The sequence below is a fragment of the Paenibacillus sp. SEL3 genome, assembly GCF_054602585.1.
This window is the reverse complement of sequence record NZ_CM137725.1, coordinates 4,852,667-4,878,403: the sequence shown is the minus strand read 5'-3', so window position 1 is coordinate 4,878,403 and position 25,737 is coordinate 4,852,667. Positions and strand designations below refer to the sequence as shown.

Sequence of the window (25,737 nt, the reverse complement as noted above, 5' to 3'; positions counted from 1 at the left end):
GCAGCTATGCTATCGACTTATTAGCAGTCAAAATACAGGCTGTATTCGTGTGGATGAACACGGATGTTCACCGATTTAGCTTCAGAACGTTTGAGCTCTACATAGTTATCAATAAAGTCCTTCGTAAATACGCCGCCTTCAGTCAAGAATTCGTAGTCAGCTTCCAGAGCGTCCAGAGCCTCATCCAATGAACCAGGTACGCTACGGATTTTACCTTTTTCAGCATCAGACAGCTCGTAGATGTTGCTGTCAAGTGGACCATATCCCAATTCGATTGGGTTCAGTTTGCGCTTGATGCCATCCAGACCCGCCATCAGCATTGCTGAGAAGGCAAGGTAAGGGTTAGCCGTGGAGTCCGGTGTACGGAACTCGATCCGACAGCCTTTAGGAGTAACAGCTGCTACTGGAATACGTACAGCCGCAGAACGGTTACCTTTGGAGAATACCAGGTTAACTGGTGCTTCGTAGCCAGGAACGAGACGTTTGAACGAGTTGGTGCTTGGGTTGGTCAAAGCGATCAACGCAGGTGCGTGGTACAGAATACCGCCAATGTAATGAAGAGCCATTTCGCTCAGATTAGCATAACCACCTTTTTCGTAGAACAAAGGAGTGTCCCCATCGAAAATAGATTGGTGAACGTGCATACCGCTTCCGTTATCCCCAAAAATCGGTTTCGGCATGAATGTTGCCACTTTACCATATTGACGAGCTGTGTTGTGTACAATGTATTTATAAACGAGCAGGTTATCTGCTGTTTTCTTGAGTGTATCAAAACGGAAGTTGATTTCCGCTTGGCCTGCCGTAGCTACCTCATGGTGATGGCGCTCAATTCTCAGACCTGCTTCTTCAAGCAAACGGCACATTTCGCTACGGATATCTTGTTGGGTGTCTACTGGCGCTACAGGTACATATCCGCCCTTCACTCCCACTTTAAAGCCCAGGTTGCCGCCTTCTTCCTTACGATTCGTGTTCCAAGCTGCTTCCTCGGAATCTACGAAGAAGGAGGAGCTATTCATGCCGCTTTCGTAGCGTACATCATCAAAGATGAAAAACTCGGACTCAGGTGCAAAAAATGCTGCTGTGCCGACTCCTGCGGATTGCAGAAATTCCTCAGCTTTTTTTGCAATGCCGCGAGGATCGCGGTCGTATTTTTCGCCATCTGGCGTAGCAATGTCACACAGAATATTCAGTGTAGGATGCTGAGTGAAAGGGTCAATAAAAACCGCTTCTGCATCGGGCAGCATAACCATGTCGGATTCCTCGATGCCACGATAGCCGGGAATGGAAGAACCGTCGAAAGCAACACCGTTAACAAATGTTTCTGCATCTACTTCGGAAGCTGGCAATGAAATATGGTGAGCACGACCAGACAAATCTACAAAACGAAAATCTACCCACTCAATATTATTTTCCTGAATTGTTTTCAATACGTTTTCAACGGACATGTCTTCTTCCTCCCAATTTTTCCGAACATTAAGTCTTATACAACCCTGAAATGTTCATGATCGAATGTTTTTTTCTGTCGTCATTATAAATCTCAAACATGACACGGGTCAATAGCTATGTAAGGTATTTTTTAAACTAATGTTAGATATGCTTACGCCCTTGATAACATTTGGATAGCACAAAAAGCCCGAAACATCGGGCTTTTAGGCAATTTAAATCTCATTACTGCGTTGCAGCAAAACTTTTATGCATTAATGTTAAACATTGGTTTTAAGCAATGGTAGTAGGCGTGTGAAATGTTTTCCCCACAGCAGGAGCCAATATTTCCAAATCTTTTAGCAAATCTGAAAATTGATCTGGGAACAGGGATTGTACGCCGTCACCCGTCATCGAGTTGTCAGGGTCTGTATGCATCTCAATAATTAAACCATCCGCTCCGGCAGCAACCGAAGCCTTCGTCATAGGAACAACCAATTCACGTCTACCCGTGCCATGGCTAGGATCAGAAATAACTGGCAAATGGCTCAATTGTTGCAGCACAGGGATCGCGGACAAATCGAGTGTATTTCTGGTGTAGGTTTCAAATGTGCGGATACCGCGCTCACACAGCATAACATTCGGATTGCCACCTGCCAGGATGTACTCGGCAGCATTCAAAAACTCGTCATAAGTCGAGCTAAAACCGCGTTTGAGCAACACTGGCTTGCCGCAAGTTCCCAACTTGCGCAGCAGATCAAAGTTTTGCATATTACGTGTACCTACTTGCAGGATATCGGCATATTCCGCACAAATGTCTACGTATTCAGGTGTCATGACCTCTGTGATGGTCAAGAGGTCGTGCTTTTGGCCGGCTTCAGCCATCATGATCAGTCCTTCTACACCAGTTCCCTGGAAGCTGTAAGGCCCTGTACGCGGCTTAAAGGCACCTCCACGGAGAACTTGCGCACCTGCTGCTTTGACCAATCCGGCAATTTCATCTATCTGTGCAGCAGACTCAACGGCACATGGTCCACCCATAATGACAAGCTCGCCCCCACCGATATTTACACCTTTAATGGAGATAACCGTATTTTCCGGATGAAAATCACGGCTTGCCAATTTATAGGACTTCGATATTTTAACCACATTTTCTACGCCTTTCATTTGACGCAGATGTTCAGCCAGCTTGGGCTCTACGCTACCGATCAATCCGATGATCGTGCGATCCGATCCCCTTGATACATGAGCCTGCAATCCTTCTTTCTCAATAACTTCAACAATAGCTTGAATATGCTCTTCAGGTGTTTGAACACCAGCGATAACGATCATTTTTTTCTTCCTCTCTATGAAACATATTTTATTAACCAGTAATAGATTGATATTATGACACTTAGACGCTTGTTCGCTTTTAAGCTTTTATTCGTTAAAGCAACTATACCTGTTTTAGCTATACTCGTCAAGGTTTAATTATCCCGAATTATTCAATATTCAAACTTAGTGAAGCTACCGGATAATATCTATAAATTTAAACGATTGAAAAGCCGCTATCCGGATGGTTGTATCCGAATAACGGCTGTAATCAATCACATACTATTTCGTTGTTTTTGACTTCTCTCGTACAGGAGGCAGCAGTTTTTTCATATCTATGGTTCGCTGAATCTCCCACGTATCCGGGTTAGCCGCATCATACTGCTCCAAATACGTAATAACCTCTTTGGTAATCAGTGTCGGCGTTGAAGCCCCAGAAGTCACAGCTACTTTGGCTACGCCTTCAAGCCACTCCCTCTTCAGCTCGGTTACATCAGAAATACGATAAGCTGTTGTACCAGCAATTTCCTCCGAAACCTGAGCTAATCGGTTTGAATTGTTACTGCGCGGATCACCGACAACGATCACCAGATCCGCCTGTCCAGCTTGCTCAGCTACCGCTTCCTGACGTACCTGCGTCGCCAAACAGATTTCATTGTGTATCTCAGCACCCGGGAACTTCTCCAGCAGCTTCTTCATAATGTGCTTGATGTCCCATTGGCTCATGGTCGTCTGATTCGTGATAAGGATTTTGCCAGCTGGCAACGTAAGACTGTCGATCTCTTCTTCCTTTTCAATCAGATGAACATGGTTAGGAGCAATACCGATAGCTCCCTCCGGCTCTGGATGATTCTTTTTGCCAATATAAACAATCTGGTAGCCTTCGGCAGACTTCTCTCGAATCAGATCATGCGTTTTTGTGACGTCAGGGCAAGTCGCGTCTACCGTAGTCAGCCCCTTGTCTCGTGCCAACTTGCGTACCTCTGGTGATACGCCATGAGCAGTAAAGATAACAGTGCCGCTCTCTACCTGGCTTAAAATCTCGATACGGTTCGGGCCGTCCAGTGTAATAATCCCTTCGTCTTCAAAGGAATTCGTGACATGACTGTTATGCACGATCATGCCCAATATATAAATAGGCCGGGGTAAGTCCAGATTTCTGGCTGCCTGACGAGCCAATACCATGGCATCGACTACGCCGTAGCAGTAACCCCGGGGCGAAATTCTGAGTACTTCCAAAATGAGCCCCCGCTTTCTTCGACACAGTATACAGCTCCGATAACTCGGTAGCTGTGGGCATCCAAGCCTTTACCGGCCAATTCTATGATGTAGTTGCCTTCCTATTATAGCCTATTCCAAAGGCGCGGAAAAGCTGACCGGAAGCCAGATGACAAATGTCGTTCCTTCTCCTTGACGCGTAACCACTTCCACAGACCCGTGATGTTCATCAATAATCCACTTGGCAATAGACAGCCCCAACCCAATTCCCTCTGTCACCCCGCGCGACTCATCTGCCCGGTAAAAGCGGTCAAAAATAAAGGGAACCTCACTCTTGTCCATTCCAATGCCCGTATCACTGATCCGTAGCCCTACCTGTCCTTGATAAACAATGGCATCAAATCGGACTGTACCTTCAGGTGTGTATTTGAATGCATTATCAATGAAAATGAATAGCATTTGCTGTAAATAATCCTTGCTCCCATCCATATAAATACCATTCAGCAACGAAAAATCTCCCACATTCCATTCGGCCGTTCGCTCTAAAAACTGAGCACGACGGGCAACCTCACTTACAAGGGGTTCCAGCGCAACGGGAGTCTTATCGAACGTTTTCCCTGTGTCTGCTCTCGCAAGTGACAACATATCACTCACCAAACGACTCATCCGTTTGCCTTCATCTGCCATGTCATTTAATGCCTCCATAGAAAGCTCACGAATCATCTCTTCATCCATATTCGGTCGCTCTCCTGGTTCGGTAGTCCACATTTTGAGCAAAAAATCAACGTTGCCACGGATCGTCGTTAGCGGCGTACGAAGCTCATGGGAAGCATCAGCCACAAAACGGCGCTGTGCACCGTACGCATCTTCCAACTCCTTGTAAAACACCTCTGTACGCCCCAGCATGTTGTTAACTGTCCCGATTAATTGTCCAATTTCATCTGGTGGTCCGTCATATTCAATCCGAACACTCAAATCATTACTGGATTGAATCTGATTTGCCCCCTCAATTACCTTGACCAGCGGCTTCATAGACTTGCGAGCCAGAAAGAGACCTGAAGTCGCAGCAGCAAGTAATGCAAACAACGAACCATATACAAGCACATTTTGCAACCTGTTCATGAGTCGATCCTGAGAGCCCGTGAATTGTCCTACCTGTAGCAACCCGACTACCAAGCCCAACTCCTCGGACTTAATGGGCTGTTGGTAAATCATAAAGGTATCCCCATTTACGTTCACACGCCGGATTCCCTCATTTTGAACTGCTCCTGTCGCTGTAGATGGAACAGGGAAGGTGATATTGAGGTCTTTCATGTTTTGGGTGGTTTTGGTAACACCTGATGTATAATTGTAAATTTGTACATATAGCTGTGAATCATCAATTCCACGTTCTTGCACTAAACCCAAATCCAGATTGGGGACTTCAAATAATCCCCCTTTAATTGTAAGCAGTAGCTGCTTGTTAATCCGTGGCGCCTGAGTCGTAAGCTGACTTTTTACTTCATTGTATGTGTAATAATAAACCAGTCCGTAAATAGCCAGACCAAAAATGACAAGCACTATAGCCAAGATGCTCGAATACCAAGCTGTCAGCCGCCACCGAATAGACATATTACACATCACCTCTTAAAATGTAGCCAGCTCCCCGAATTGTACGAATGAGACGTTTACCGCCATCCTGCTCCGTTTTTTGTCGTAGCATGGCAATATATACTTCGAGCACATTCGATTCTCCGCTATAGTCATAGCCCCAAATTTTGTCCATAATCAGATCACGCGACAGAACACGCTTCGGGTTTTGCATGAACAAATGGAGCAGTTCAAATTCTTTGGCCGTCAGTTCCAAGCGTTTGCCGCCACGAACCACTTCACGGGATTCGTTATCCAGTTGTAAATCCTCGAAGGTAAGTCTATTTCCGTTATTGCCCTGTTGTTCGGTTTTACGCCGCAAAAGCGCTCGCACTCGTGCCAGCAACTCCTCCAGAGCAAACGGCTTGACGAGATAATCATCGGCCCCTAGATCCAAGCCTTTAACCCGATTCTCAACCTCATCCTTGGCTGTAAGCATTAGGACAGGTACCGTGCTCCCCCCTTCCCGCATGCGACGGCATACCTCAAAACCATCGACTTGCGGCATCATTACATCCAGCACGACTACATCAGGCTCAGCTGTCAGCATTTTATTTAATCCCTCTGCTCCATTGGCGGCTGTCAGCACTTCATAGCCTTCAAATGCCAGTCCTCTGCGCAGCATGGAAACAATTTTTTCATCGTCATCAATGATCAAAATAGTAGAACGCATACACGATCGAACTCCTTTATCTCTTCTTTTCCCTCTATTGTAGCAGGAGTACACGCGCGTAGCATCTTGCTACTTCATACAGCAAGAAACGGAAGGGATCTTCCTTCCGTTTCTTGCGTGCACATGTTCATTTTTGTAAAGTTATCATCTTATTGCTGGAGCGTCGAGCTAAAGTCATTTTTATTGCCTATTTTCAGTTGAACATCTTTTTTCTGCCCAGCTCGTTCGATGTTAAGCGTCAGTGCTGTACCCACTTTTTGTTTTTGAATGAACTGGATCAGCTCTTGTGACGTGCTATAAGGCGTGCCATTGGCTCCGATAATCACATCGTAAGGACGCAGATCAGCCTGATAAGCTGGTGATTTGTATATAATATCTCGTACAACCGAGCCTTCGGTCAGGGTTGTTCCCAGTTCTTTGGCTACTTCAGGACTCAAATTTAACAGACTTGCACCAATGAAAGGTACAGGTTCTTTAGGGATAGGCTGGTTATTTTTCAGCTTATCGACGACTTCCAAAATCGTATTGGACGGGATCGCAAACCCGATTCCCTGTGCGTCTGCACTAACAGCTACGTTCATACCGATAACTTGCCCTTGCAGATTTAACAGCGGTCCACCAGAGTTACCAGGGTTAATGGACGCATCCGTCTGAATGAGATGCTTGTATTGCGTCGGTTTTCCAGTTGATTCACTATTAATGGTGATCGTACGTTCTTTCGCACTTAGCACCCCGGCTGTTACCGAATGCTCAAAGCCTTCAGGGTTGCCAATTGCGACCATCCACTCGCCGACTTTAGCGTTATCCGAGTCACCCAAAGTTACTGTCGGAAAGTTATTTTTGCCTTCAATTTTAAGTACCGCCAAATCAAGATCAGCATTTTTGCCCAAGACTTTGGCTTCGTAAGGCTTATTAGTTCCCTCTACTGTAACCTGAACCACACTCGCGCCTTCAACAACATGGTTATTGGTTAGGACGTAACCCGATTTATCAAAAATAAAACCGGAACCAATACCAAGCGGAGTCAGCTGTCCGCTGTTGCTACCTTCATTTTCATTACTGTTACCGCTGCTGCCACTGTCACCATACTGATTACCGAAAAAGTATTGATACAGCGGGTCATTGTAATAAGGGCTGCTTTGTCTGCCGCTGCTGCCACTGGTTTGTTTGGCAAGCGTTTCGATTTTGACGACTGCCGGTCCAGCCTTAGCCACAACAGATTGAACATCAGCGGTACCTGAAGGCATCACAGCCGGAACTGCGCTTGGAGTCGAACTGGTTGTTCCCGAATTAGTCGTTTCTCCGCTTTCAGCTGCCGCCGAAGTCAACGCCGTCTCGGGTGTGAACATATTTGTTCGGTCAGCTGTATACATCAATACCGTAATGACCAGCATCCCGGCCAAAAAAGATAAGAAAATTGTTTTCACCTGCGACTTGGGCTTATTCGGTTTGAATTGCCAGTTGCCGCCATTCCGACCCGAACCATCCTGTTGCTCAGGCATAGCACGATGGTATGAGGGAGGAAGGGGTCTTACTGCCTGCGGTGGCGTGATCTCAACATCTTTTTCCACCGACTGCCCTTCCTTACGTTGTCCGTCCGATTGAACTGAAGAAAAAGGGCCGTAAGAATAATAATATGAGGAACCGTTCGAATCGTTTTGCCGAGTTACGTTATCGGTATCAACCTGATCGTTGTCGTTCCGGCGTCCGGAGTTATTATTTTTAAATTCGTCCATTGTATATCTCCTCCCAAACCCTATGCTTCAAGGTGGTGTTGTTTAACTGACTTTATTTTGCACTTTAAACCTTAATTCCACCTTAAAAACAATTAAAAAGGAGATAAAACCTTAGACCTATTTGTACCTAACCACTTTACTCAAAACGAAATGCCCCGGATATAATCCGGAGCATTATCGATTGTATATGCTTTTTTATTTCGTGTTAAAGTTTTCGTCGAACTTTTCATTCGGTGTTTGAGCATTGTTTTGAATTTTGTTGCGACTAGAGTTTTGAACTTTTTGTGCTACTGCACCTGTACCGCCTTGATCTGTTGCAAATTCTTCATCATACTTCTCATTTGGTGTCTGGAAGTTGTCTTGAATTTTATTTTGTTCAGACTGCTTTACCTTTTGTGAAACAACACCTACCGTATTGTCTTGTGCAAATTCCGCTTTGAACTGATTTCCTGTGCTTGCATTGAAGCCTTTGTTCGTGAAAGAACTTCCGCCTTGATTTGGCATAATTCTCAACCTCCCAGTATGTTTTGTGGGATAAACTCATCCCGCAACATAGTATGTGATGTTGGAAAAAACAATATTCAAGGATTATATGGAAGCATCCAGTGTCGCGGTCGGAATGGTTTTATGCGTTTCTATCGCCTTTTGGAGCGATTTCACCATCTTTTCCGTACATTTTCCGTTCCCTTTTTTTATAATTTGAACATCCACATCTTTCTTGCCCCATTCAGAATACACCTGCCGGGTTGTTTTAAAATACAAATCAATTTTATTGCCCTTAATCGCAGAACCTGTATCTGCTACAATCCCGTATCCATAACCAGGAATGTACAATATGCTTCCCAAAGGAAACGTTTTGGGATCAGCCGCAATCGTAGACAGCGTGTTCTTGTCACGACGCACTTTTACACCGGAATACGTAATACCGTAACCGGGATGACTTGGCCGTTTGCCAGTCGATTCATAGCCTGCTGTATATCCTGTTGCTGTGACCGTCATGGTCGTAATAACCTGCTCTTCACGTGGAGCTAAAACAGGTGTGGACTGCCATTTCTTATGCTGGACCGGTTCTTTGTGACCGTAAACTTCATTACCGGGCAATACCAGACAGGTTGCGATTAACACGGTTCCCAAAATCCGTTTCCATACCAACATGGATCTCATAAAAAACCTCCCCTTGAGGCAAAGGCTTTCCAGAAATCCATTGGTTTATACGAACAGATTATTATTTTTGAACATCCTGACCTGGATAAAATCTGCTCAGCTTCACTTTATCTTCAAAAATATGCAGGAGTGTCCGCACTATGGGGGTGTGCTCATCGTCTGTATGCAATATAATGGAAGCAGGAGAAATCGAAATAAGGGTGCTCACGATTCGATCCTCGACCTCCATTTCCAGTTCAATGCCTGGCATCTCGACAATGATGTCATCTGCATCGGGAGTCGATATCGGCACCATGGCACTATCCAGAATCGTAAAATTATGTCCGCCTTGGTGAAGTACGTGTACGAGCGGAACTTTGCTTTCCTGAAAAAAAACAAAATATTTAAGCAACCCCATAAATTCTTCGTATTGCCGATCTGCCCAGAATTCTTCCATGGCATAGTCGACGATTTCTTCAAGCTCTTTTTTATACGCATGGAGCCTAAATTGAATCAGTCCTTCCAAATTGATCACACGAAGCTCCTTAAAATCCTTCTCCAGGAGAGTGGTCAGCTTACCATGACGCTTCAAACGACCTCTCGGGCCATCATCGTTTAACAGTGAACGAATCATACTGCGAATTTGCTCTGTATCCTCTTTCTCCAGCAGCGAACAGGCTTTGGTGAGAATGAGATTAAGCAGCCCCCACTCCTTGACCTCGATAATATAATCCGCTATTGCCGAAGACATGATGCTGTATACACAGGGGAGAAAGCTTTCAAACGCCGAATTGCTTTCTGTGCCCTTGCAGGTCCATGCCACTTTGTTGTCCAGCTGTCTGAAAGTGAATCGAAATCCGCGCCGTGACATATGTAGTCCCTTTGTTCTACTTTTGACCACTTCGTAAAACCGGTCGGGTTCCTGATCTCCGTCTGTATTGGTCCACACTGTAAACAGTTCCATTGGCTCACTCCTTTCGATCACTGCTTTCAGTATATGGCGGCCTCTGAAGGGTTATACGAAGTGAACGACTGGAAACAGAAAGACATAGTCAAAAGAGGATGATCAGGTTTCAAAAAGCCGGTTGGCGTGTTATAAACAATTACTGTGGTATAGGAAAAAAACGAAAGACGTTTGAATATTTAGGGTGGGGTATGTTAAGGTTAAATTAATATGAATTTTTCACAAGAGGGAGGAGATAAGATGTCAACGATGCTGAACATGCTGCGTACATTCATGATCGTCATATTGAGCCTCGTTCAGATTTTGTCCCTTCCTGTGACGTTTCATGCGGAAGACACTACTCAATCCCTTCAGTTTACTGCGGGATCTTCTCTCCTGTCTCATGCTGATGTTTCCTCGTTAGAAACCGATTCTCACGGTCTGGAGCACCATCCCAAACCAGCTATACGCAAATCCTCCCCTTTACTTCATCTGGTGATCGCTGCGGCCAAATCACTTCCCTTTGTCATTTTGATGGCGTTTGTGCTGCTATTGAGCATCCCTAAACTACGTCTGCCTTTTATTCCTGTCATTTGCAAACTAAAGAAGCAATTGTACTTGTTCCCCATCAAATTTACCTCTAGTTATGTGGCTTAACCTCCCTTAAGCATGCACATCACTACATTTGCATGTCTATTTGTTAACCGTTCCCAATAAGTGTAATACGTTAAGTATATTTATCAGGTTTTCTATGTTAATTTATAAAATTTAATACAAAAAGAAAGTTTCCATGTCACTCCCAAAGCATGTGATTTATTTCCCATACCATTCATTTAAATAACGTATCGTACAGGAGGCTTTACAAATGGATATTCGAGAGTCTATTTTGCCAGGAATCGGGATTAAGTATCGAATAGATGCAGAGAGTGGCGACCGAATTGTCATTATTATTCATGATGATGGCAGGCGTGAGTTGTATCACTTTGATTACGAGGATTTGGAACAAAGTATTTCTATGACAACCCTGAATGATCAGGAAGCACGATTGGTAGCCTCCATCATCGGGGGTATGACATATAAGCCGAAACAGCTTGAAAGTGTAGAAATGACGTTTGACGATTTTATTATCGAATGGTACAGAGTGGAATCTCACTATGCAAGTGTTGGCAAATCCATCGGTGAGCTGGATATTAGACAAAATTCGGGAGCCACTGTTATTGCCATTGTGGAGAAAAAGGGAATGAAATATGTAAATCCTGGTCCTGAAGTGATTATTAACGATGATGCCACTGTAGTTGTTGTTGGGGAACGCGATCAGCAAAAACGCTTTAAACAAATCCTTATGAACGGAAGCGGGTGATTGGATGGATCATCTGGTATTTGAGGTTGGATTGGCAATTGCTCTCATCGCTGCAGCCGGACTTATTTCCTCCAAACTGCGCTTCTCGGTCATCCCTTTTTATATCCTGATCGGAATGGCAGTTGGACCGCATGCGATGGAGCTATGGCATTTTGATTTTCGCTTTATCGAAAGCGCCCCTTTTATTGATTTTATGGGAAGAATCGGAGTGCTGTTTCTTCTCTTTTACTTGGGTCTGGAGTTTTCAGTAGGTCGGTTAATTAAATCAGGCCGCTCCATTGCCGTGGGTGGCACCATTTATATTGGCATCAATTTCACACTGGGGCTGGCTCTTGGCTTCCTGAGCGGCTTTCCTGTAGCAGAAACACTGGTTATCGCCGGAATTACAACCATATCATCCAGTGCTATTGCTGCGAAGGTGCTGGTAGATCTCAAGCGGACTGCCAATGCTGAAACTGAAATGATTTTGGGCATTATTATGTTCGAGGATGTTTTCCTCGCCGTATACATCTCCATCCTCTCCGGATTGGTTCTTAGCGATTCATCCTCGCTCGGGGGTGTGCTGCTATCAGCGTTAATCGCGCTTGGCTTTATGCTTGCAGTCATTATTATCGGCCGTAAGGCCGTCCCTCTGTTAAATCGGATTCTCCGTATTCGCTCCAATGAGGTATTCGGACTTGTTGTTTTCGGCTCCCTGTTTCTGGTGGCTGGTTTTTCGGAAACGATTCATGTGGCGGAAGCTATCGGCGCCCTGTTGGTCGGTCTGGTACTGGCCGAAACGGAACATGCCAAACGAATCGAGCATTTAATTGTTCCTTTCCGCGATTTCTTTGGCGCCCTGTTCTTTTTCAGCTTTGGGCTATCCATTGATCCACTGTCCCTAGGAGGAAACGCGATATGGCTTGCGCTGGCAGCAGTCGTTCTCACGTTATTTGGGAACATTTGGGCAGGAATGTTGGCTGGGCGTACGGCCTCCTTATCTCCCAAAGCGTCAGCAAATATCGGCCTGACCATTGTGGCACGGGGTGAATTTTCGATTATCATGGCCAACTTGGGTAAAGAAGGTGGTTTACTTGATATTGTTCAACCTTTTGCAGCCATCTATGTACTCATACTGGCCATTCTTGGACCACTTCTCACAAAGCAGTCAAAACCTATTTTTAATATGTTAAACAAAATATTCAAGTTCAAGGACCCCCGCCTACGAAAAGAAGAAAGTAACTCGGCGTAACTGTAAAGCTGGATACGACAATCCATAGGAGGGAAGGCTATGCCGCACGCTATTAAACATGCCGAAACTCTATGAGGCGGCTTGTGAAGCCCGCTTCAGAAGATGCGAGCAGGTTCCCTGTCTTTTATACGGTGATTGGCGGAATTACGGCATCCGTCGGTCTGGAATTGTTTTTGCATCCGCATGATATGATCGCTGGAGGCGTCACGGGGATCTCCAGACTCATGTCGCTTTATACACAAGAGCATTTTGGGTTATTGCTATTCGTTTTGAACTTGCCACTCATGCTGCTGTATTCATTATCCACTCACAAACCCATGCTGCTCCGTGCACTACCCGGCTTGTTCGCCTTTTCAGGCTCAGCCATCATTCTTTCGCCTTTTCCGGCAGTGAGCGGCCATCCGGTCGTATGTGCTTTGGGCGGCGGAATCTGTATCGGGCTTGGCGCAGGGCTGGCAGCTCGTCACGGTGGTCTGCTTGATTCACTAGGACTTAACGAACCAGGCGATGGCCGTCCATCCACATTGTTGCTAACACACCGCAAGATTCCGTTAATACAGATTGTTATGCTATGTAACGGTCTGCTGCTCATTACAGCTGGCTTTGTGCTAGGCTGGGAGCCAGCTCTATATTCAGCCTTATCCTGCCTCGCCGCCTACGAAACGACCCGGCTGATGTTTACCGGTCTGACGCGTATGGTTTGTGTTGTCAGCAAGAAGCAGCCAACCGTCGAGGATGCTATATATCGCAGGTTGCGTATACACAGCACGCCTGTTGAAGGCTCTGCCCAGATAGAGGGCAAGATCAAAAGCGAATCTGAGGATAAAAAAGAACAAATGGTCATCGTTTACAGCGTTCATCTGTTGGATTTGCAGCGCTTTAAGGCAGTCATCCAAATGGCAGACCCGCAAGCTGAGATCATGTATATGAAACGATGGAAAGCATAGCAAAGTAACACATCAAAAAAACGCTTATCTGCACTAATCTATGTATAACGATTAGTACAGATAGGCGTTTTGTAATGAACACTATATTAACGGATATTAATTCTGCATGATAAAATCATGTTCAATACTGCTGGCACTGTCAAAAGTACGAATAATATCATAACGGGTATTACGCTGTGCCGGAATGTGACCCGTCTCGCGGATCAACTGTAAAATGGATTCAATGTTAACCTTATACGTTGCGCCTGCAGCGGAAACTACGTTTTCCTCAATCATGGTGCTACCAAAATCATCGCAACCGTAGTACAACGATTTTTTACCGATTTCAGGTCCCATAGTTACCCATGAGGATTGAATATGCTTGATGTTATCCAATACAAGACGACTGATCGCAACGGTCTTCAGATATTCCTCCGGCGTCTGACGTTCCTTCTTCAGGTTGGTATTATCTGGCTGGAAGGTCCAAGGAATAAAGGCCAAAAATCCTTCAGAATTATATTTGTTTTCAATGCATTCGTCCTGAGCATCACGAACACGCAACAAATGCAGCGCACGCTCCTCCATCAACTCGCCAAAGCCAATAACCATCGTAGCAGTCGTGTTCATCCCAACCTTATGAGCCGTTTGCATGACATCCATCCAATCACGCCAAGAGCCTTTGAGACGGCTAATTTTGCGGCGTGTGCGGTCATCCAAAATTTCTCCACCTCCGCCCGGAAGCGAATCCAATCCAGCTTCATGAATGGCGCGGATTGTTTCTTCCATAGAAAGACCAGATTTCTCCTTCATTTTGTGAATTTCAGCTGGCGAGAAGGAGTGCATCGTAATATCGGGAAAACGCTCCTTGATACCTTTCAGCAAATCGGTATAATAACTGAACGGCAGATTCGGGTTCACACCGCCTTGCATTAGAATTTCGGTGCCACCTACTTCCTGCGTTTCCTTGATCTTCTGAAAGATCACCTCATCCGGCAAAACATAACCTTCATCAGAACCTGGTCTACGATAAAAAGCGCAGAAGCGACAGTATACGTCACACACGTTTGTATAGTTAATATTTCGTCCGATAACGAAGGTTTTAACGGGATCGGGATGCATGCGATTCATGACTTTATTCGCCGCATGACCGATTTTTTCTACCTCGTCTGATTCGAACAAAGCAACGGTATCCTCTAAATTCAGGCGTTCGCCGCGTAGGGCTTTATCTAAAATATGGTCGATTACACTCATGGTGTATCCTCCTTCGCTGTCACAGGGCGACGAAATGAACGACAGGACTTATGAACGAGAATGCTTTCACAAACCTGCGTTCGAACCCTGCCGTAATGTATGTTCATGACTAGCCTTGTATGTTGTCTGTGCTATTTAGCATAGTAAAACCTAATGATAATACTAACATATCTTTAGGTAAGGAACCATACTTATTCCCGCTTCTTTCTGCTTTTCACCTAGGAAAACAGGCAACTGCCAAGCTTATCTCAACGTTGCATATAGCCAAAAAATAAGAAAACAGAACTGAAAAGTGTCTTTTTTCACACTGTCGTTCATGTTATTTTATAGAAAACAGCAAGCCTCCTGAAATACTGGAAACTTGCTGTTTAGTACTGTACATATTTGCTCTCAGCGTGAAAACGACAAAGATGCTGCGGATGTGCTAACGCCTAGCGCAGCGCCTCATCCAGATCACTGATCAGGTCGTCAATATCCTCCAAACCTACGGAGAAACGGAGTAGTCCGTTCGTAATCCCGCGCTCCAATCGTACACTATGGGGCATAGCCGCATGTGACATCATCGCCGGATACGACAAGATGCTTTCCACAGCTCCCAGACTCACCGCTACAATTGGAATACGTACGCGACTGAGGACTTCTTTTGCACGCTCACCAGAACCCACATCAAAAGATATCACTGCACCATAACCGCTGGATTGGCGCTCATGAACTTCACGCCCTGGATGATTCTCCAGACCCGGGTAGTATACCGCCTCAATGTCGTTGCGCTCGTTCAGCCAGTTAGCGAGCTTCGCTGCGCTCTTTTCGCTGTGAGCCATACGAGCCTCCAGTGTCTTCATACCGCGCATGAGCAACCATGACTCCTGCGGAGCCAACACGGTACCCAGTCCATTTTGGAGCTGCTTGATTTGTCTTCCCAACGATTCGGTACGTGCTACCGCAAGTCCTGCCAGCACATCGCTGTGTCCGCCCAGAAACTTGGTCGCACTGTGCAATACAATATCAACTCCCTGCTCAATCGGACGTTGATAATAAGGTGTCATAAAAGTATTATCCAATAACGTTAAAAGCCCGTTGTCCTGTGCCCAAGAAGTTATTCCTGCCACATCGGTAATTTTGAGTGTCGGATTGGACGGAGTTTCCATATATACAGCCCTTGTATTCTCCTGCAACGCATCTTTCACAAGGTTGAGGTCCGTCATGTCGACGAAGGTCGTTTCGATATTCATCCGTTTCAAAATGGAGGTCAGCAGTCGATATGTTCCTCCATATACGTCCTCGGAAACAATGACATGATCTCCAGCAGACAAGAGCATAAATGTAGTAGAGATGGCCGCCATACCTGATGCAAAGGCAAAACCGCACGACCCGCCTTCTAATAAAGCGATATAATCCTCCAAAGCTTGTCGTGTCGGATTACCTGAACGGCTATAGTCATGCTGTGGAGGATTAAAAATATCGTGATGGTGGAAGGTAGAAGCTTGATAGATCGGGACGCTCGATGCCCCCGTAACGCTGTCAATTTCAGAGCCAAAATGCAGCAGCTTGGTAGCGAACTTCCGCTCTTTGTTCAGATCCTGCCCGATCCTCCTCGCATCCTCTATCATTGCAGCTCTCCTCCTTCTACTTCTTGACGTGCCGCTTCCAACGCCGAACGTAAATCTTCAATTAGGTCGTCTGTATGCTCAATGCCTACGGAGAAACGCAACAGCCTGTCATCTACCCCGACTGCATCCCGAATTTCTGCTGGTATGTCCGCATGTGTCTGCACAGCGGGATAGGTCATTAACGATTCCACACCGCCGAGACTTTCCGCAAACGCAATGAGCTTAATGTGACGAAGCAAAGGTTCCACATAACGAGCATCCTTTACTTTAAAGGAAAAGATACCCGTATTTCCGCTGGATTGTTTATTTTGAATCTCACGACCTGGATGGCCTTCTAGAGCTGGATAAAATACTTCCGCCACAGCCGGATGCGTCAGTAAATAGTTAGACAGCACTGTTGCATTATGCTCGTGTCGGTCCATACGCAGCGCTAACGTCTTCATGCCCTTCATTAACTGGTAGCAATCGCTTGGGGAAAGCACTGCCCCTATGGAATTGTGCAGGAATGCAATTTCAGCTGATAGCTCTTTGCCTTTGGTTACGATCAACCCTGCCAGCACATCGTTGTGTCCGCCCAAATATTTGGTTGCGCTATGTACCACAATATCCGCGCCCAGTTCCAATGGCCGCTGGAAATATGGCGTTAGCAGCGTATTATCTACAATGGTAAGCAACTGATGTTGTGATGCCCATTTAGCCACCGCTCGAATATCAGTAATCATCATTAACGGATTTGTAGGCGTTTCTATGAATACAGCTTTGGTATTCGGTCGACATGACTGTTCGAGCGCTTCAAGATCGTTCGTATCCACATAACTGGCTGTCACACCAAATTTAGACAAAATACGCTCCAGCAAACGATACGTCCCGCCATACAGATCCAGCGATACTATGAGATGATCTCCCTGTCCAAACAATGCAAATACCGTTTGCAGCGCCGCCATACCTGAGCTGCATGCAAAGCCTGCATCACCCGATTCAAGTGCAGCAGAAGCCTCTTCCAGTACCTTTCGCGTGGGATTGATCGTCCGAATGTAATCAAATCCTGTGCTTTGACCCAGACGGGGATGGCGGAACGCCGTAGATTGGTAAATCGGGTAATTAACAGCCCCGGTTACTGGCTCTTCTACTGAACCGATTTGTGCCAATCTACTTTCGATTTTCCACTGTTTCTCACTCATATGAATCCTCCTGTTAACTTCCATAGTGGGTGCTATAACCAATCCTGCAAAAATGGATGTCAAAGACTATACTGCTGCGCTACTGCAAGGTGATACTCTACAAAGGTAAACTACATGCTCCTTTTTTAAATCTGGGGCCCGATATCATAAGGTGTTTCTTGGTATACATAATAGTTCAGCCAATTCGAGAATAATAAATTGGCGTGCGCCCGCCAAATTGAGGGGGGGGTGCGCTCAGGATCATCATTAGGAAAATAATTTTTGGGGACTTCAATATCCATTCCTTTAGCTACATCGCGGTCGTATTCCCATTTCAGTGAAAGCGGGTCATATTCAGAATGCCCAGTTACAAAAATTTGTTTACCGTCAAGCGTGGCTACGAGGTACACTCCAGCTTCTTCGGATTCGGATAAAACTTCTAATTCGGCGATATGATCAATATCTTCCCGACGAACCTCCGTATGCCTGGAATGAGGAGCATAAAACAGTTCATCAAAGCCGCGTAACAATTTTACTTTAGGTTTAATCACGGTGTGTGGAAATACACCGAAGCATTTGTAGTCGAGCCCATATTTAGGGACATCGAAATGATGGTATAAGCCTGCCTGTGAGGCCCAACAGATATGCATGGTCGAAGTTACATTCGTTTTCGTCCATTCAAAGATTTGCCGGATTTCCTCCCAGTAGTTCACATCCTCAAACTCAAGCTGTTCAACCGGGGCTCCTGTAATGACCATGCCGTCAAAACGACTGTTCTTGATCTCGTCAAACGTTTTATAGAACATGTTCAAATATTCTTGCGATGTATTTTTGGATACATGAGACTTCATATGCACCAGCGTGACATCCACTTGCAACGGCGTATTGCCGACCAGGCGCAACAGTTGGGTTTCCGTCGTTTCCTTTGTAGGCATTAAATTCAAAATGGCGATACGCAACGGACGAATATCCTGATGATAAGCCAAGCTTTCATCCATTACGAAAATATTTTCGCCCTCCAGCACTTCCTTAGCAGGTAATGTGTCTGGGATTTTAATCGGCATGTAAACTCACTCCTTGTTCGGTAAGTTTTGCGAAAATCGTCTTGTTGAGATGCCGGGCATATAATAAAAAGACCTTTCTCTGGTTAGAGAAAGGTCATATTTGTATCCATATGCGCCTCTCTCATCTGTCAGGGCAACGCGCTTTGTACAAAGCGCGCGTCCTGCAAGAATTAGCACCGTGCGATTAAAATCGCCGGTTGCCGGGTATCATCGGGCTAGTCCCTCCACCTGCTCTTGATAAGATTTCGCTATATTCATTTTGGATTCACAAAGTTCTTGTTGTTCACTTTAATGCATCGGCTGGGCTTCGTCAAGATGGGACTTGCAAATTTGTAACCTGCATTCACATTTTGTCTACCTTTTCCATAGGTTAAATCATATCCCTCCTATCGCTGAAGCTCTTGCCACTACTGTTGATTTTGCCCATGATTTTGCGCTTGAAAGGCCGTAGGCCGAGCGTTATACTATACAAGTGCTATTAGGCAAAAATATGGAGCAGTAGTGTAGATTTGAGTGTTTCCTGCGATACTGTGGCAATCTAAAAAAGAACATTTGAGAGGTGAATCCGGAATGGAAGGCGACCCGAGTCCGAATAGGCGGCGATCCCTGAACAACAGCATAGGAATGACTTCAGCTTGCCGAAAGACGGGACGCCAGGCTCTGCATGCTCCAAAAGCCTCCGGCTTTTGATGAGAGTGCACGCTTACCCGCACCGGCTAACTGAGTCCATTCCTTATGCTTAAGGTAAACGTATTTCCGTTACGGCGGAGCATAAGGAGTGACGTATATGAAAATCCGTTTGGTCAACAACGGGGTTTTTACCCCTGTCGAAGAAATTGAAATGGCGCTTACTGCACCGGCAGAAGGTTTTTATTGGATTGATGCCGATGTCGATGATTTGGCAGTGCTCCAGCCTTTATTTTCCATGCATGATCTTGCAGTAGAAGACTGTTTGAGTGAAGAAGAACAGCGTCCGAAGATTGAAATTTATGAAAGCCATTATTTTATCGTTGTAAATAGCATTCGTTTTGATGATGAAGAAATATTTTTGCGAGCTTTGAACATTTTTCTCGGCCGCCATTTTATCATTACGGTGACCAAGCAGAAAATCAATGAGCTTCGTACCCTCAAGCCTATGCTGTGGGAGCAAGAAGTCAGCCAGCCTGACCGTTTTATGTATCTGTTGGTCGACTTAATTGTTGACAACTATTTTCTGGTTGGTGACCGGATTGAGGTCCGCATCGAAAAGCTGGAAGAAGATATTCTAATGCATACGAAAAAGTCGCATTTGAACGAAATCATCGGCTTACGCAGTGAGATTCTGTGGCTGAAAAAAGTGTTGGGCCCGCAAAAAGAAGTCATCAATACCCTGAACAAGCGGGATTTGCGGCTCATCGACGATCAATTGCAAAAATATTTTAGCGACATTTATGAAAATGCTGTGAAAATTTCGGAGACTTTCGAAACTTACCGCGACTTGATGGGTAACCTTCGAGAAGCTTATCAATCCAGTATCGCCAACCGTGCCAATGAAATTATGCGTGTGTTTACAGCAATTACGACCGTATTTATGCCATTGACGGTCATTACCGGAATATATGGGATGAACTTCGATAATATGCCTGAGCTTCATACACGTTATGGCTATTTTGTCGTCATTGGTATTATGGTGGCATTAGGCGTCAGTATGTTCTGTATTTTCCGTAAGAAAGACTGGGTTTAAAAATAAAAGGGGAAAAAGTATCGAATTGGATACTTTTTTCTATTTTCAAGCTTGGTCATAAAAAGCAGCAGCCGTGTCCTGTGAGGAACTGGCTGCTGCTTTTTAGTATGTTGGACCCTGAATATACTTTAATACCTAGCTTTATCCAACCAGTTCTATATTATCCAACATGTCGGTCGGGTACCTGCTGATGACGAAACCGTATACGGATCAGACGCAGACGCTCATAAATCTGATCCAGTCCTGTTTCGGTTGCCTTTTCTTCCCCATACACTTTCAGCATGACGGGCTTGAGCAACGTATCCCCCAACTCTTCATAAGCAGACCAGATAGCTGCCTGCTCCGCCTCAGATACATTCACCAATTCGTTGTGGATCAGCTTCTCCATATCAATACCATCTCTATCCAAATGCTCCACAGCTTCAATCATCTCTCTACGATGCAAACCTGTCTTCATTCCGATATGCTCCAGTGAAAGACCGTCCGAAATGCCTTCAATAATCGTTCTAGTTAAGCTGAATTTGTTCAGCTCCTGCCTGTACTGGTTCTCTTTTTGCTTGTATAACCATGACAAAAAAACTTCTTCTTCCAGCGTCTCTGTTACCCAGTTCAACGGAAATGGCGTGGTGCGGTCATTTTGTGTCGTAATAGCCAATAGCTCCGTCCCATATTGCGACACCTTACCCTGACCCATACCAGGCAGCTCCAACAGTTCTTCTTCGGTATGGGGAAGATAAACGCTAATGAGCCGAAGCAGTCGATTCGTAGCGATAAAATAAGGTGCTTTTCGTTCCGTTGCTGCTTTTTGCCGTCTCCACATCGTCAATTGCTCATACACTTCATCACGTGGATACAAATCACTGTAGCAATACAGCTTTTGCAGCGTCTGTCCTCGCCCTGATGATCCTTCTTGCTCATGAAATACGCCATGGATTAAGGGCCTGTAGCCCTCAGCCATTTTGAGCGCCAGCTCATGACGGTATACATGCAGTAATTCCTGCCACAAGCTGCCCTCATACCAAAGGTCGTCTATACTTTCATCGGGGACATGGTGTGTGCTCCAGCCTGCACTCCATTCCCCTTCATGCTGCCCAATCCATACCTGAGCAAAGTCCTCATAGCCCTGTTCATTCCGTTTGGACAAGCGATTTAAAAATACTATCTCCATGATTTCTTCCTCCCTCATATCGTTGAAAGACAGTCCCGCACAACACAAAAACGCAAAAAAAAGCACCTATCCTGCGTATTCGCAAGAAAGGTGCTTCCCTTTTTGAGCCGTACTATACTGTTGCCTATATAATAACCGTACCTTGGAGTGCCGTCAACCCTAAATTCTAATGATTCAGCTTTTCCTTTGCCAATGCCAGAGCACCACACAATCCAGCATTGTCACCCAATCCTGGAGATACGATATATTGCTCAATATCTGTTGTCAGACTCGAATGCTGCACGTATCCGTTCAAAAGTTCTTGTAGTTTGGTACGAATGAGCGGGAACAATTGGTCTTGCTTCATTACCCCCCCGCCCATAATAATTTTTTGCGGGGACAGGATTAATACATAGCTCATTAAAGCCTGTGCCAGATAGTGCGCTTCCATTTCCCAGGCCGGGTGATCGACAGAAAGCTCATGTCCTTTAACCTTCCATCTTTTTTCGAGCGCAGGACCTGCTGCCAGACCCTCCAAACAATCTCCGTGATACGGACATGTCCCCTCGTAAGTATCTTCTGGGTGACGACGTACCAGAATATGCCCCATTTCCGGGTGAGATAATCCATGTATCAGCTTTCCACCAACCAAAGCACCTGCCCCGATGCCTGTACCTATCGTGATATACAGACAGTTGTCCAATCCTTTGGCGGCACCCCAAATAGACTCACCAAGTGCTGCTCCATTCACATCCGTATCAAACCCCATAGGCACATCAAAATGCTCTTTCAGTTTACCAATCAGATTGTAATTTCCCCAATGTGGCTTTGGCGTTGTTGTAATATAACCATATGTATCACTACCTTCGATAGGATCAATCGGCCCGAACGAGCCTACGCCCAATGCTTCAATGCCCTTGCCTTCAAAAAATGCGATGACATTCTCCATTGTTTCTGCTGGTGTGGTTGTTGGAAAGCTCGCTCGTTCCAGTACCTCTCCACGTTCGTTGCCAATTCCACATACAAATTTGGTACCGCCTGCCTCAATTGCTCCCAATACTGTCATAGTTGCTGTTGTCCCCTTTCGATAATCCGGTTCTCTCTCCACTATATTCACCTGAAATGTACCTGAGGTCAATCCCCTAATCGCAATTGTATATAATCCTTCACAAGACGATATAACTCCGTTAACATAACGGTATACAAATAAGGACACTGACGCATCCAGCCTCAGCATCCCTATATAACTTACTTTACTTAAATTGTCGTACCAAGCCTAATAGCTTCATTATGATCCGGTTGCGACACCCATCAATGTACACAAGCTTTTCATTTCAAGCTGCTCAAACTTGTCTACAATTTGCACGTGATCCAACGTCAGCAGACAACTATCCAAAGCACATGCTACAGGTACACCACAGTGAATTTCAGCGAGTTTGCGTGAAAGATGCAGCATATCCAAATCACTCTCAATTTTTTTGCGGACCGATGGTGTTAATTGATCCAGATTCTCCAGAATGCCCTCAATAGAGTCGTATTCCTGCACCAGCTTGAGTGCCGTTTTCTCACCAATACCTCGTACTCCTGGATAATTATCGCTTGCATCCCCCATCAGGCCTTTAAGATCCACCACTTGGCGTGGCTTAAGTCCTTTTTCAGTCAGCAGGGTCTCCGGGGTGTATACCATATAATTGCCGTGGCCTTTTTTCATAATAATGACCCGTGTCCGATCATCCACTAATTGAAGTAAATCATGATCTCCCGAGAGAATCATTACATCCATGTCCTCATTTTGCGAATAATGGCGTGCAAGCGTACCGATACAATCATCGGCTTCAAAGCCTTCCGCTCCAATGTTGGGAATGCCGAGGCTGTCCGTCACTTCACGAATCAATGTAAATTGGGGAATCAAATCATCGGGTGCGTCGGCTCGGTTTCCTTTATACGCAGCAAAATGTTCCCCACGGAATGTCGTTCCGCCCATATCCCAGCAACAAATAACATGTGTAGGATTAAACGTTTGGACTGCATCCCAAAAATATCGAATAAAACCATATATGGCGTTCGTTGGCACCCCAGCTTTTGTACGACGGATATAACCGTTTGCGGCGGTTGCATAATAAGCGCGAAATAGCAGGGCCATGCCGTCAACCAGCATTACGGATTGTTCATTGCGTTGTGTCACAGATTGTATTGCTCCCATTCATCATAATATTTAACCCCCACAGTATAACATATCGTGGGGGTAAATTGGGCGTTATTGAGCTCCCCATGTGCCCTCAAATGTTTCCTCTTTGAACCCTACCGTTACTTTGTTACCGTCGGTTACAATCGGGCGTTTGATTAATCTTCCATTTGAGGATAAAAGCGAAATTTGCTCTTCACGGCTCATGTCTCCCAGCTTATCTTTCAGCTTTAACTCTTTGTACACCTCACCGCTAGTATTGAAAAACTTTTTCAGCTCCAGCCCGCTTTTGCGAATCAATTCTTCCAATTCCTCCGGGCCGGGCGGCTGTTCAAAAATAGGAATCAGTTCCGTCTCATGCCCCTTGTTTTGCAGCCATTTCACTGCATTACGGCAGGTACTGCATTTAGAATACTGATATACTTTCAGTTGGCTCATCGCTAGTTTAACCTCCATTTGGTTTTCTCTTAAAAGCTCCTGCATTTCAGCCATATCGTCCGGTAGAGGAGCGCAAAACGTCATTCGCTCCCCGGTCACAGGATGCACCAAGGACAGCTCTGAAGCATGTAAGGCTTGTCGAGGCATCTTGACATCAAGCTGATCATATCGCTCACGTTGCGCAGCATCATCAGGTGTAATCCGGTACATTTTATCTCCGATCAACGGGCAGCCGATATAAGTCATATGCACTCGAATTTGGTGCGTACGCCCGGATTCCAACTTTAGTCCGATACGGCTTCCCCCGTTCCACACTTCCTCCAGCTTATACAGCGTAAGGGCAGGATAACCATCCGGAGTCACCATACGCAAATGCGGATCATCCGGGTTGCGGTCAATCGGTCCGTCTACCTTACCTTCCTGCAGCTCAGGGCGCCCATGCACCAGAGCCGTATAGCGCTTATCCACCGTTCCCGCAATCATCTGTTCAGAAATATGCTGGTGTACATATGGATTTTTGGCTACGACCAGCACCCCCGTCGTCTCCTGATCAAGACGATGAACAGGACGAAACCGGAACAGCTCCCCCTTGGTCTGCCAATAATGCACAACCCCGTTAGCCAGTGTTCCTGTGTAATGACCATGAGTCGGATGGACAATCATGCCCGCCGCCTTATTCACCACTAACAGATGTTCATCCTCAAACAATATCTCAAAAGGAATGGGTTCAGGTAAAATATCATCAGAACGCTCGCGCTCCATGCGAATTTCTACTCGATCCCCGGATTTCACCTTTACGCTGATGTACACACGCGTCCCGTTCAGCATAATACCTTGCTCGGTCAGCTTGAGTTTGGATATTAACTTTCGAGAAATGTTCATACGTTTTTGTAAAATAGTCTTCAACAGCATGCCCTCCTCCTCCGGAGGGATCGTATATACGATAGGTTCATAGTACAAGCTCATCACAAATTCCCGGTTGCCTCCTTATTTGCGGAACACTTTTTTGCTGCGCACATATTCGACATCGGGTACGCCCTGACGGACATTCGCTGTGCGAGCGACGGCAAAGAAATAATCGGAAAGGCGGTTTAAATACCGACGTACCGCCGGATTGATGTCCGTATGTTTACCTAGTGTAACCGCACGGCGTTCTGCGCGTCGGCAAACCGTACGGCATACATGAAGCGTTGAGGATAATGTGCTACCACCTGGTATAATAAAACGCTCCACCTTCGGATTTTCCTCCTGACATGCATCAATCCAACCTTCCAGACGCTCTGCCAGCTCGTCCTTCACCTTATATTTGCTTTCACTGATTTTAACAAATGCCAAATCCGAACCACAATCAAACAGCTCCTGCTGTATTTCTTCCAATTGAGTCCGAATATCCGCAAACTCTTCCCCTTCGGCAAAGCTGATGGCTTGTCCTACAAAGCTGTTCAGCTCGTCAATTGTTCCGTACGCTTCCACACGATCATCATCTTTGGACACTCGACCGCCGATCACAGAAGTTTGTCCTTCATCACCTGTTCTAGTATAGATTCCCATTCCATTTCATCCCCTT

General features: G+C 45.6%; 23 protein-coding genes, 1 pseudogene and 1 riboswitch. Of the genes and pseudogenes, 5 read left to right on the top strand and 19 right to left on the bottom strand.

What is annotated here, in order from left to right; all coding sequences use genetic code 11:
* Positions 1 to 20 precede the first annotated feature (20 nt).
* The 9 genes from glnA to ACYCS5_RS22455 all read right to left on the bottom strand — a co-directional run bounded on the left by glnA (position 21) and on the right by ACYCS5_RS22455 (position 10,096).
* Entirely contained in the window at positions 21 to 1,445 is a 1,425-nt protein-coding gene (gene glnA / locus ACYCS5_RS22495) for a type I glutamate--ammonia ligase (protein WP_029516512.1), read from the bottom strand.
* A gap of 271 nt (positions 1,446 to 1,716) precedes the next feature.
* Positions 1,717 to 2,754, bottom strand: coding sequence for a 3-deoxy-7-phosphoheptulonate synthase (aroF, locus tag ACYCS5_RS22490; RefSeq protein ID WP_013309435.1), 1,038 nt, complete (start codon positions 2,752 to 2,754; stop codon positions 1,717 to 1,719).
* A 261-nt stretch (positions 2,755 to 3,015) separates the two neighbouring features.
* Positions 3,016 to 3,972, bottom strand: a complete 957-nt coding sequence (locus ACYCS5_RS22485) for a 4-hydroxy-3-methylbut-2-enyl diphosphate reductase (protein ID WP_459760148.1) — start codon at positions 3,970 to 3,972, stop codon at positions 3,016 to 3,018.
* 111 nt (positions 3,973 to 4,083) lie between these two features.
* Positions 4,084 to 5,562, bottom strand: a complete 1,479-nt coding sequence (locus tag ACYCS5_RS22480) for a sensor histidine kinase (RefSeq protein WP_029516510.1) — start codon at positions 5,560 to 5,562, stop codon at positions 4,084 to 4,086.
* A gap of 1 nt (position 5,563) precedes the next feature.
* Positions 5,564 to 6,253, bottom strand: coding sequence for a response regulator transcription factor (locus ACYCS5_RS22475; protein WP_029516509.1), 690 nt, complete (start codon positions 6,251 to 6,253; stop codon positions 5,564 to 5,566).
* A 149-nt stretch (positions 6,254 to 6,402) separates the two neighbouring features.
* Complete coding sequence (locus ACYCS5_RS22470) at positions 6,403 to 7,989, bottom strand: S1C family serine protease (RefSeq protein WP_029516508.1); 1,587 nt, start codon at positions 7,987 to 7,989, stop codon at positions 6,403 to 6,405.
* Positions 7,990 to 8,184: 195 nt separating this feature from the next.
* The gene (locus ACYCS5_RS22465; protein WP_029516507.1) at positions 8,185 to 8,493 is read right to left on the bottom strand and encodes a hypothetical protein; all 309 of its coding nucleotides are present in this window, start codon (positions 8,491 to 8,493) and stop codon (positions 8,185 to 8,187) included.
* 84 nt (positions 8,494 to 8,577) lie between these two features.
* Positions 8,578 to 9,153: a 3D domain-containing protein gene (locus ACYCS5_RS22460; protein ID WP_013309429.1), complete on the bottom strand. Its 576-nt coding sequence runs from the start codon at positions 9,151 to 9,153 to the stop codon at positions 8,578 to 8,580.
* 61 nt (positions 9,154 to 9,214) lie between these two features.
* Positions 9,215 to 10,096 carry a putative sporulation protein YtxC gene (locus ACYCS5_RS22455; protein WP_459760147.1) on the bottom strand — a complete coding sequence of 294 codons (882 nt, stop codon included), beginning with the start codon at positions 10,094 to 10,096 and terminating at the stop codon, positions 9,215 to 9,217.
* A 240-nt stretch (positions 10,097 to 10,336) separates the two neighbouring features.
* On the opposite strand from ACYCS5_RS22455, the gene ACYCS5_RS22450 reads away from it, so the two are divergent.
* The 4 genes from ACYCS5_RS22450 (at position 10,337) to ACYCS5_RS22435 (ending at position 13,613) form a co-directional block, all read left to right on the top strand.
* Positions 10,337 to 10,732 (top strand): hypothetical protein, encoded by a 396-nt coding sequence (locus ACYCS5_RS22450; RefSeq protein WP_029516505.1) that lies wholly within the window; start codon positions 10,337 to 10,339, stop codon positions 10,730 to 10,732.
* A gap of 208 nt (positions 10,733 to 10,940) precedes the next feature.
* The gene (locus ACYCS5_RS22445) at positions 10,941 to 11,435 is read left to right on the top strand and encodes a cation:proton antiporter regulatory subunit (RefSeq protein ID WP_039269782.1); all 495 of its coding nucleotides are present in this window, start codon (positions 10,941 to 10,943) and stop codon (positions 11,433 to 11,435) included.
* A gap of 4 nt (positions 11,436 to 11,439) precedes the next feature.
* Positions 11,440 to 12,666 (top strand): cation:proton antiporter, encoded by a 1,227-nt coding sequence (locus ACYCS5_RS22440; protein WP_023987794.1) that lies wholly within the window; start codon positions 11,440 to 11,442, stop codon positions 12,664 to 12,666.
* Positions 12,667 to 12,749: 83 nt separating this feature from the next.
* Positions 12,750 to 13,613, top strand: a complete 864-nt coding sequence (locus ACYCS5_RS22435) for a YitT family protein (protein ID WP_029516503.1) — start codon at positions 12,750 to 12,752, stop codon at positions 13,611 to 13,613.
* Between the two features lie 96 nt (positions 13,614 to 13,709).
* Here the strand turns inward: ACYCS5_RS22435 and mqnC are convergent, their stop codons facing one another.
* The 4 genes from mqnC to metA form a co-directional block, all read right to left on the bottom strand.
* Entirely contained in the window at positions 13,710 to 14,843 is a 1,134-nt protein-coding gene (mqnC, locus tag ACYCS5_RS22430) for a cyclic dehypoxanthinyl futalosine synthase (protein ID WP_029516502.1), read from the bottom strand.
* A gap of 431 nt (positions 14,844 to 15,274) precedes the next feature.
* The gene (locus ACYCS5_RS22425; protein ID WP_459760146.1) at positions 15,275 to 16,453 is read right to left on the bottom strand and encodes a PLP-dependent transferase; all 1,179 of its coding nucleotides are present in this window, start codon (positions 16,451 to 16,453) and stop codon (positions 15,275 to 15,277) included.
* Positions 16,450 to 17,634: a PLP-dependent transferase gene (locus ACYCS5_RS22420; protein ID WP_069012830.1), complete on the bottom strand. Its 1,185-nt coding sequence runs from the start codon at positions 17,632 to 17,634 to the stop codon at positions 16,450 to 16,452. Before ACYCS5_RS22420 ends, ACYCS5_RS22425 begins: the two co-directional genes overlap by 4 nt.
* Positions 17,635 to 17,759: 125 nt before the next feature.
* The gene (gene metA, locus ACYCS5_RS22415) at positions 17,760 to 18,677 is read right to left on the bottom strand and encodes a homoserine O-acetyltransferase MetA (RefSeq protein ID WP_039269776.1); all 918 of its coding nucleotides are present in this window, start codon (positions 18,675 to 18,677) and stop codon (positions 17,760 to 17,762) included.
* A gap of 118 nt (positions 18,678 to 18,795) precedes the next feature.
* Positions 18,796 to 18,921: riboswitch (SAM riboswitch) on the bottom strand.
* Positions 18,922 to 19,464: 543 nt separating this feature from the next.
* Here metA and corA point away from each other — a divergent pair.
* Positions 19,465 to 20,400, top strand: a complete 936-nt coding sequence (gene corA, locus ACYCS5_RS22410; RefSeq protein ID WP_023987788.1) for a magnesium/cobalt transporter CorA — start codon at positions 19,465 to 19,467, stop codon at positions 20,398 to 20,400.
* Between the two features lie 160 nt (positions 20,401 to 20,560).
* Here the strand turns inward: corA and ACYCS5_RS22405 are convergent, their stop codons facing one another.
* The 6 genes and pseudogenes from ACYCS5_RS22405 to ACYCS5_RS22380 form a co-directional block, all read right to left on the bottom strand.
* On the bottom strand, positions 20,561 to 21,568 hold the full coding sequence (locus ACYCS5_RS22405; protein ID WP_459760145.1) for an HRDC domain-containing protein: 1,008 nt from the start codon (positions 21,566 to 21,568) through the stop codon (positions 20,561 to 20,563).
* A gap of 166 nt (positions 21,569 to 21,734) precedes the next feature.
* Positions 21,735 to 22,613: an ROK family protein gene (locus ACYCS5_RS22400; protein ID WP_307348962.1), complete on the bottom strand. Its 879-nt coding sequence runs from the start codon at positions 22,611 to 22,613 to the stop codon at positions 21,735 to 21,737.
* A gap of 222 nt (positions 22,614 to 22,835) precedes the next feature.
* The gene (locus ACYCS5_RS22395; RefSeq protein ID WP_080710677.1) at positions 22,836 to 23,732 is read right to left on the bottom strand and encodes a 5'-3' exonuclease; all 897 of its coding nucleotides are present in this window, start codon (positions 23,730 to 23,732) and stop codon (positions 22,836 to 22,838) included.
* A gap of 72 nt (positions 23,733 to 23,804) precedes the next feature.
* Positions 23,805 to 24,170, bottom strand: a complete 366-nt coding sequence (locus ACYCS5_RS22390; protein WP_141695545.1) for an arsenate reductase family protein — start codon at positions 24,168 to 24,170, stop codon at positions 23,805 to 23,807.
* A 12-nt stretch (positions 24,171 to 24,182) separates the two neighbouring features.
* Positions 24,183 to 25,136, bottom strand: a pseudogene (locus tag ACYCS5_RS22385) (RluA family pseudouridine synthase); the annotation flags it as partial.
* Between the two features lie 21 nt (positions 25,137 to 25,157).
* A complete protein-coding gene (locus tag ACYCS5_RS22380) occupies positions 25,158 to 25,721 on the bottom strand; it encodes a cob(I)yrinic acid a,c-diamide adenosyltransferase (protein ID WP_029516494.1) in 564 nt (187 codons plus the stop codon).
* Positions 25,722 to 25,737 lie beyond the last annotated feature (16 nt).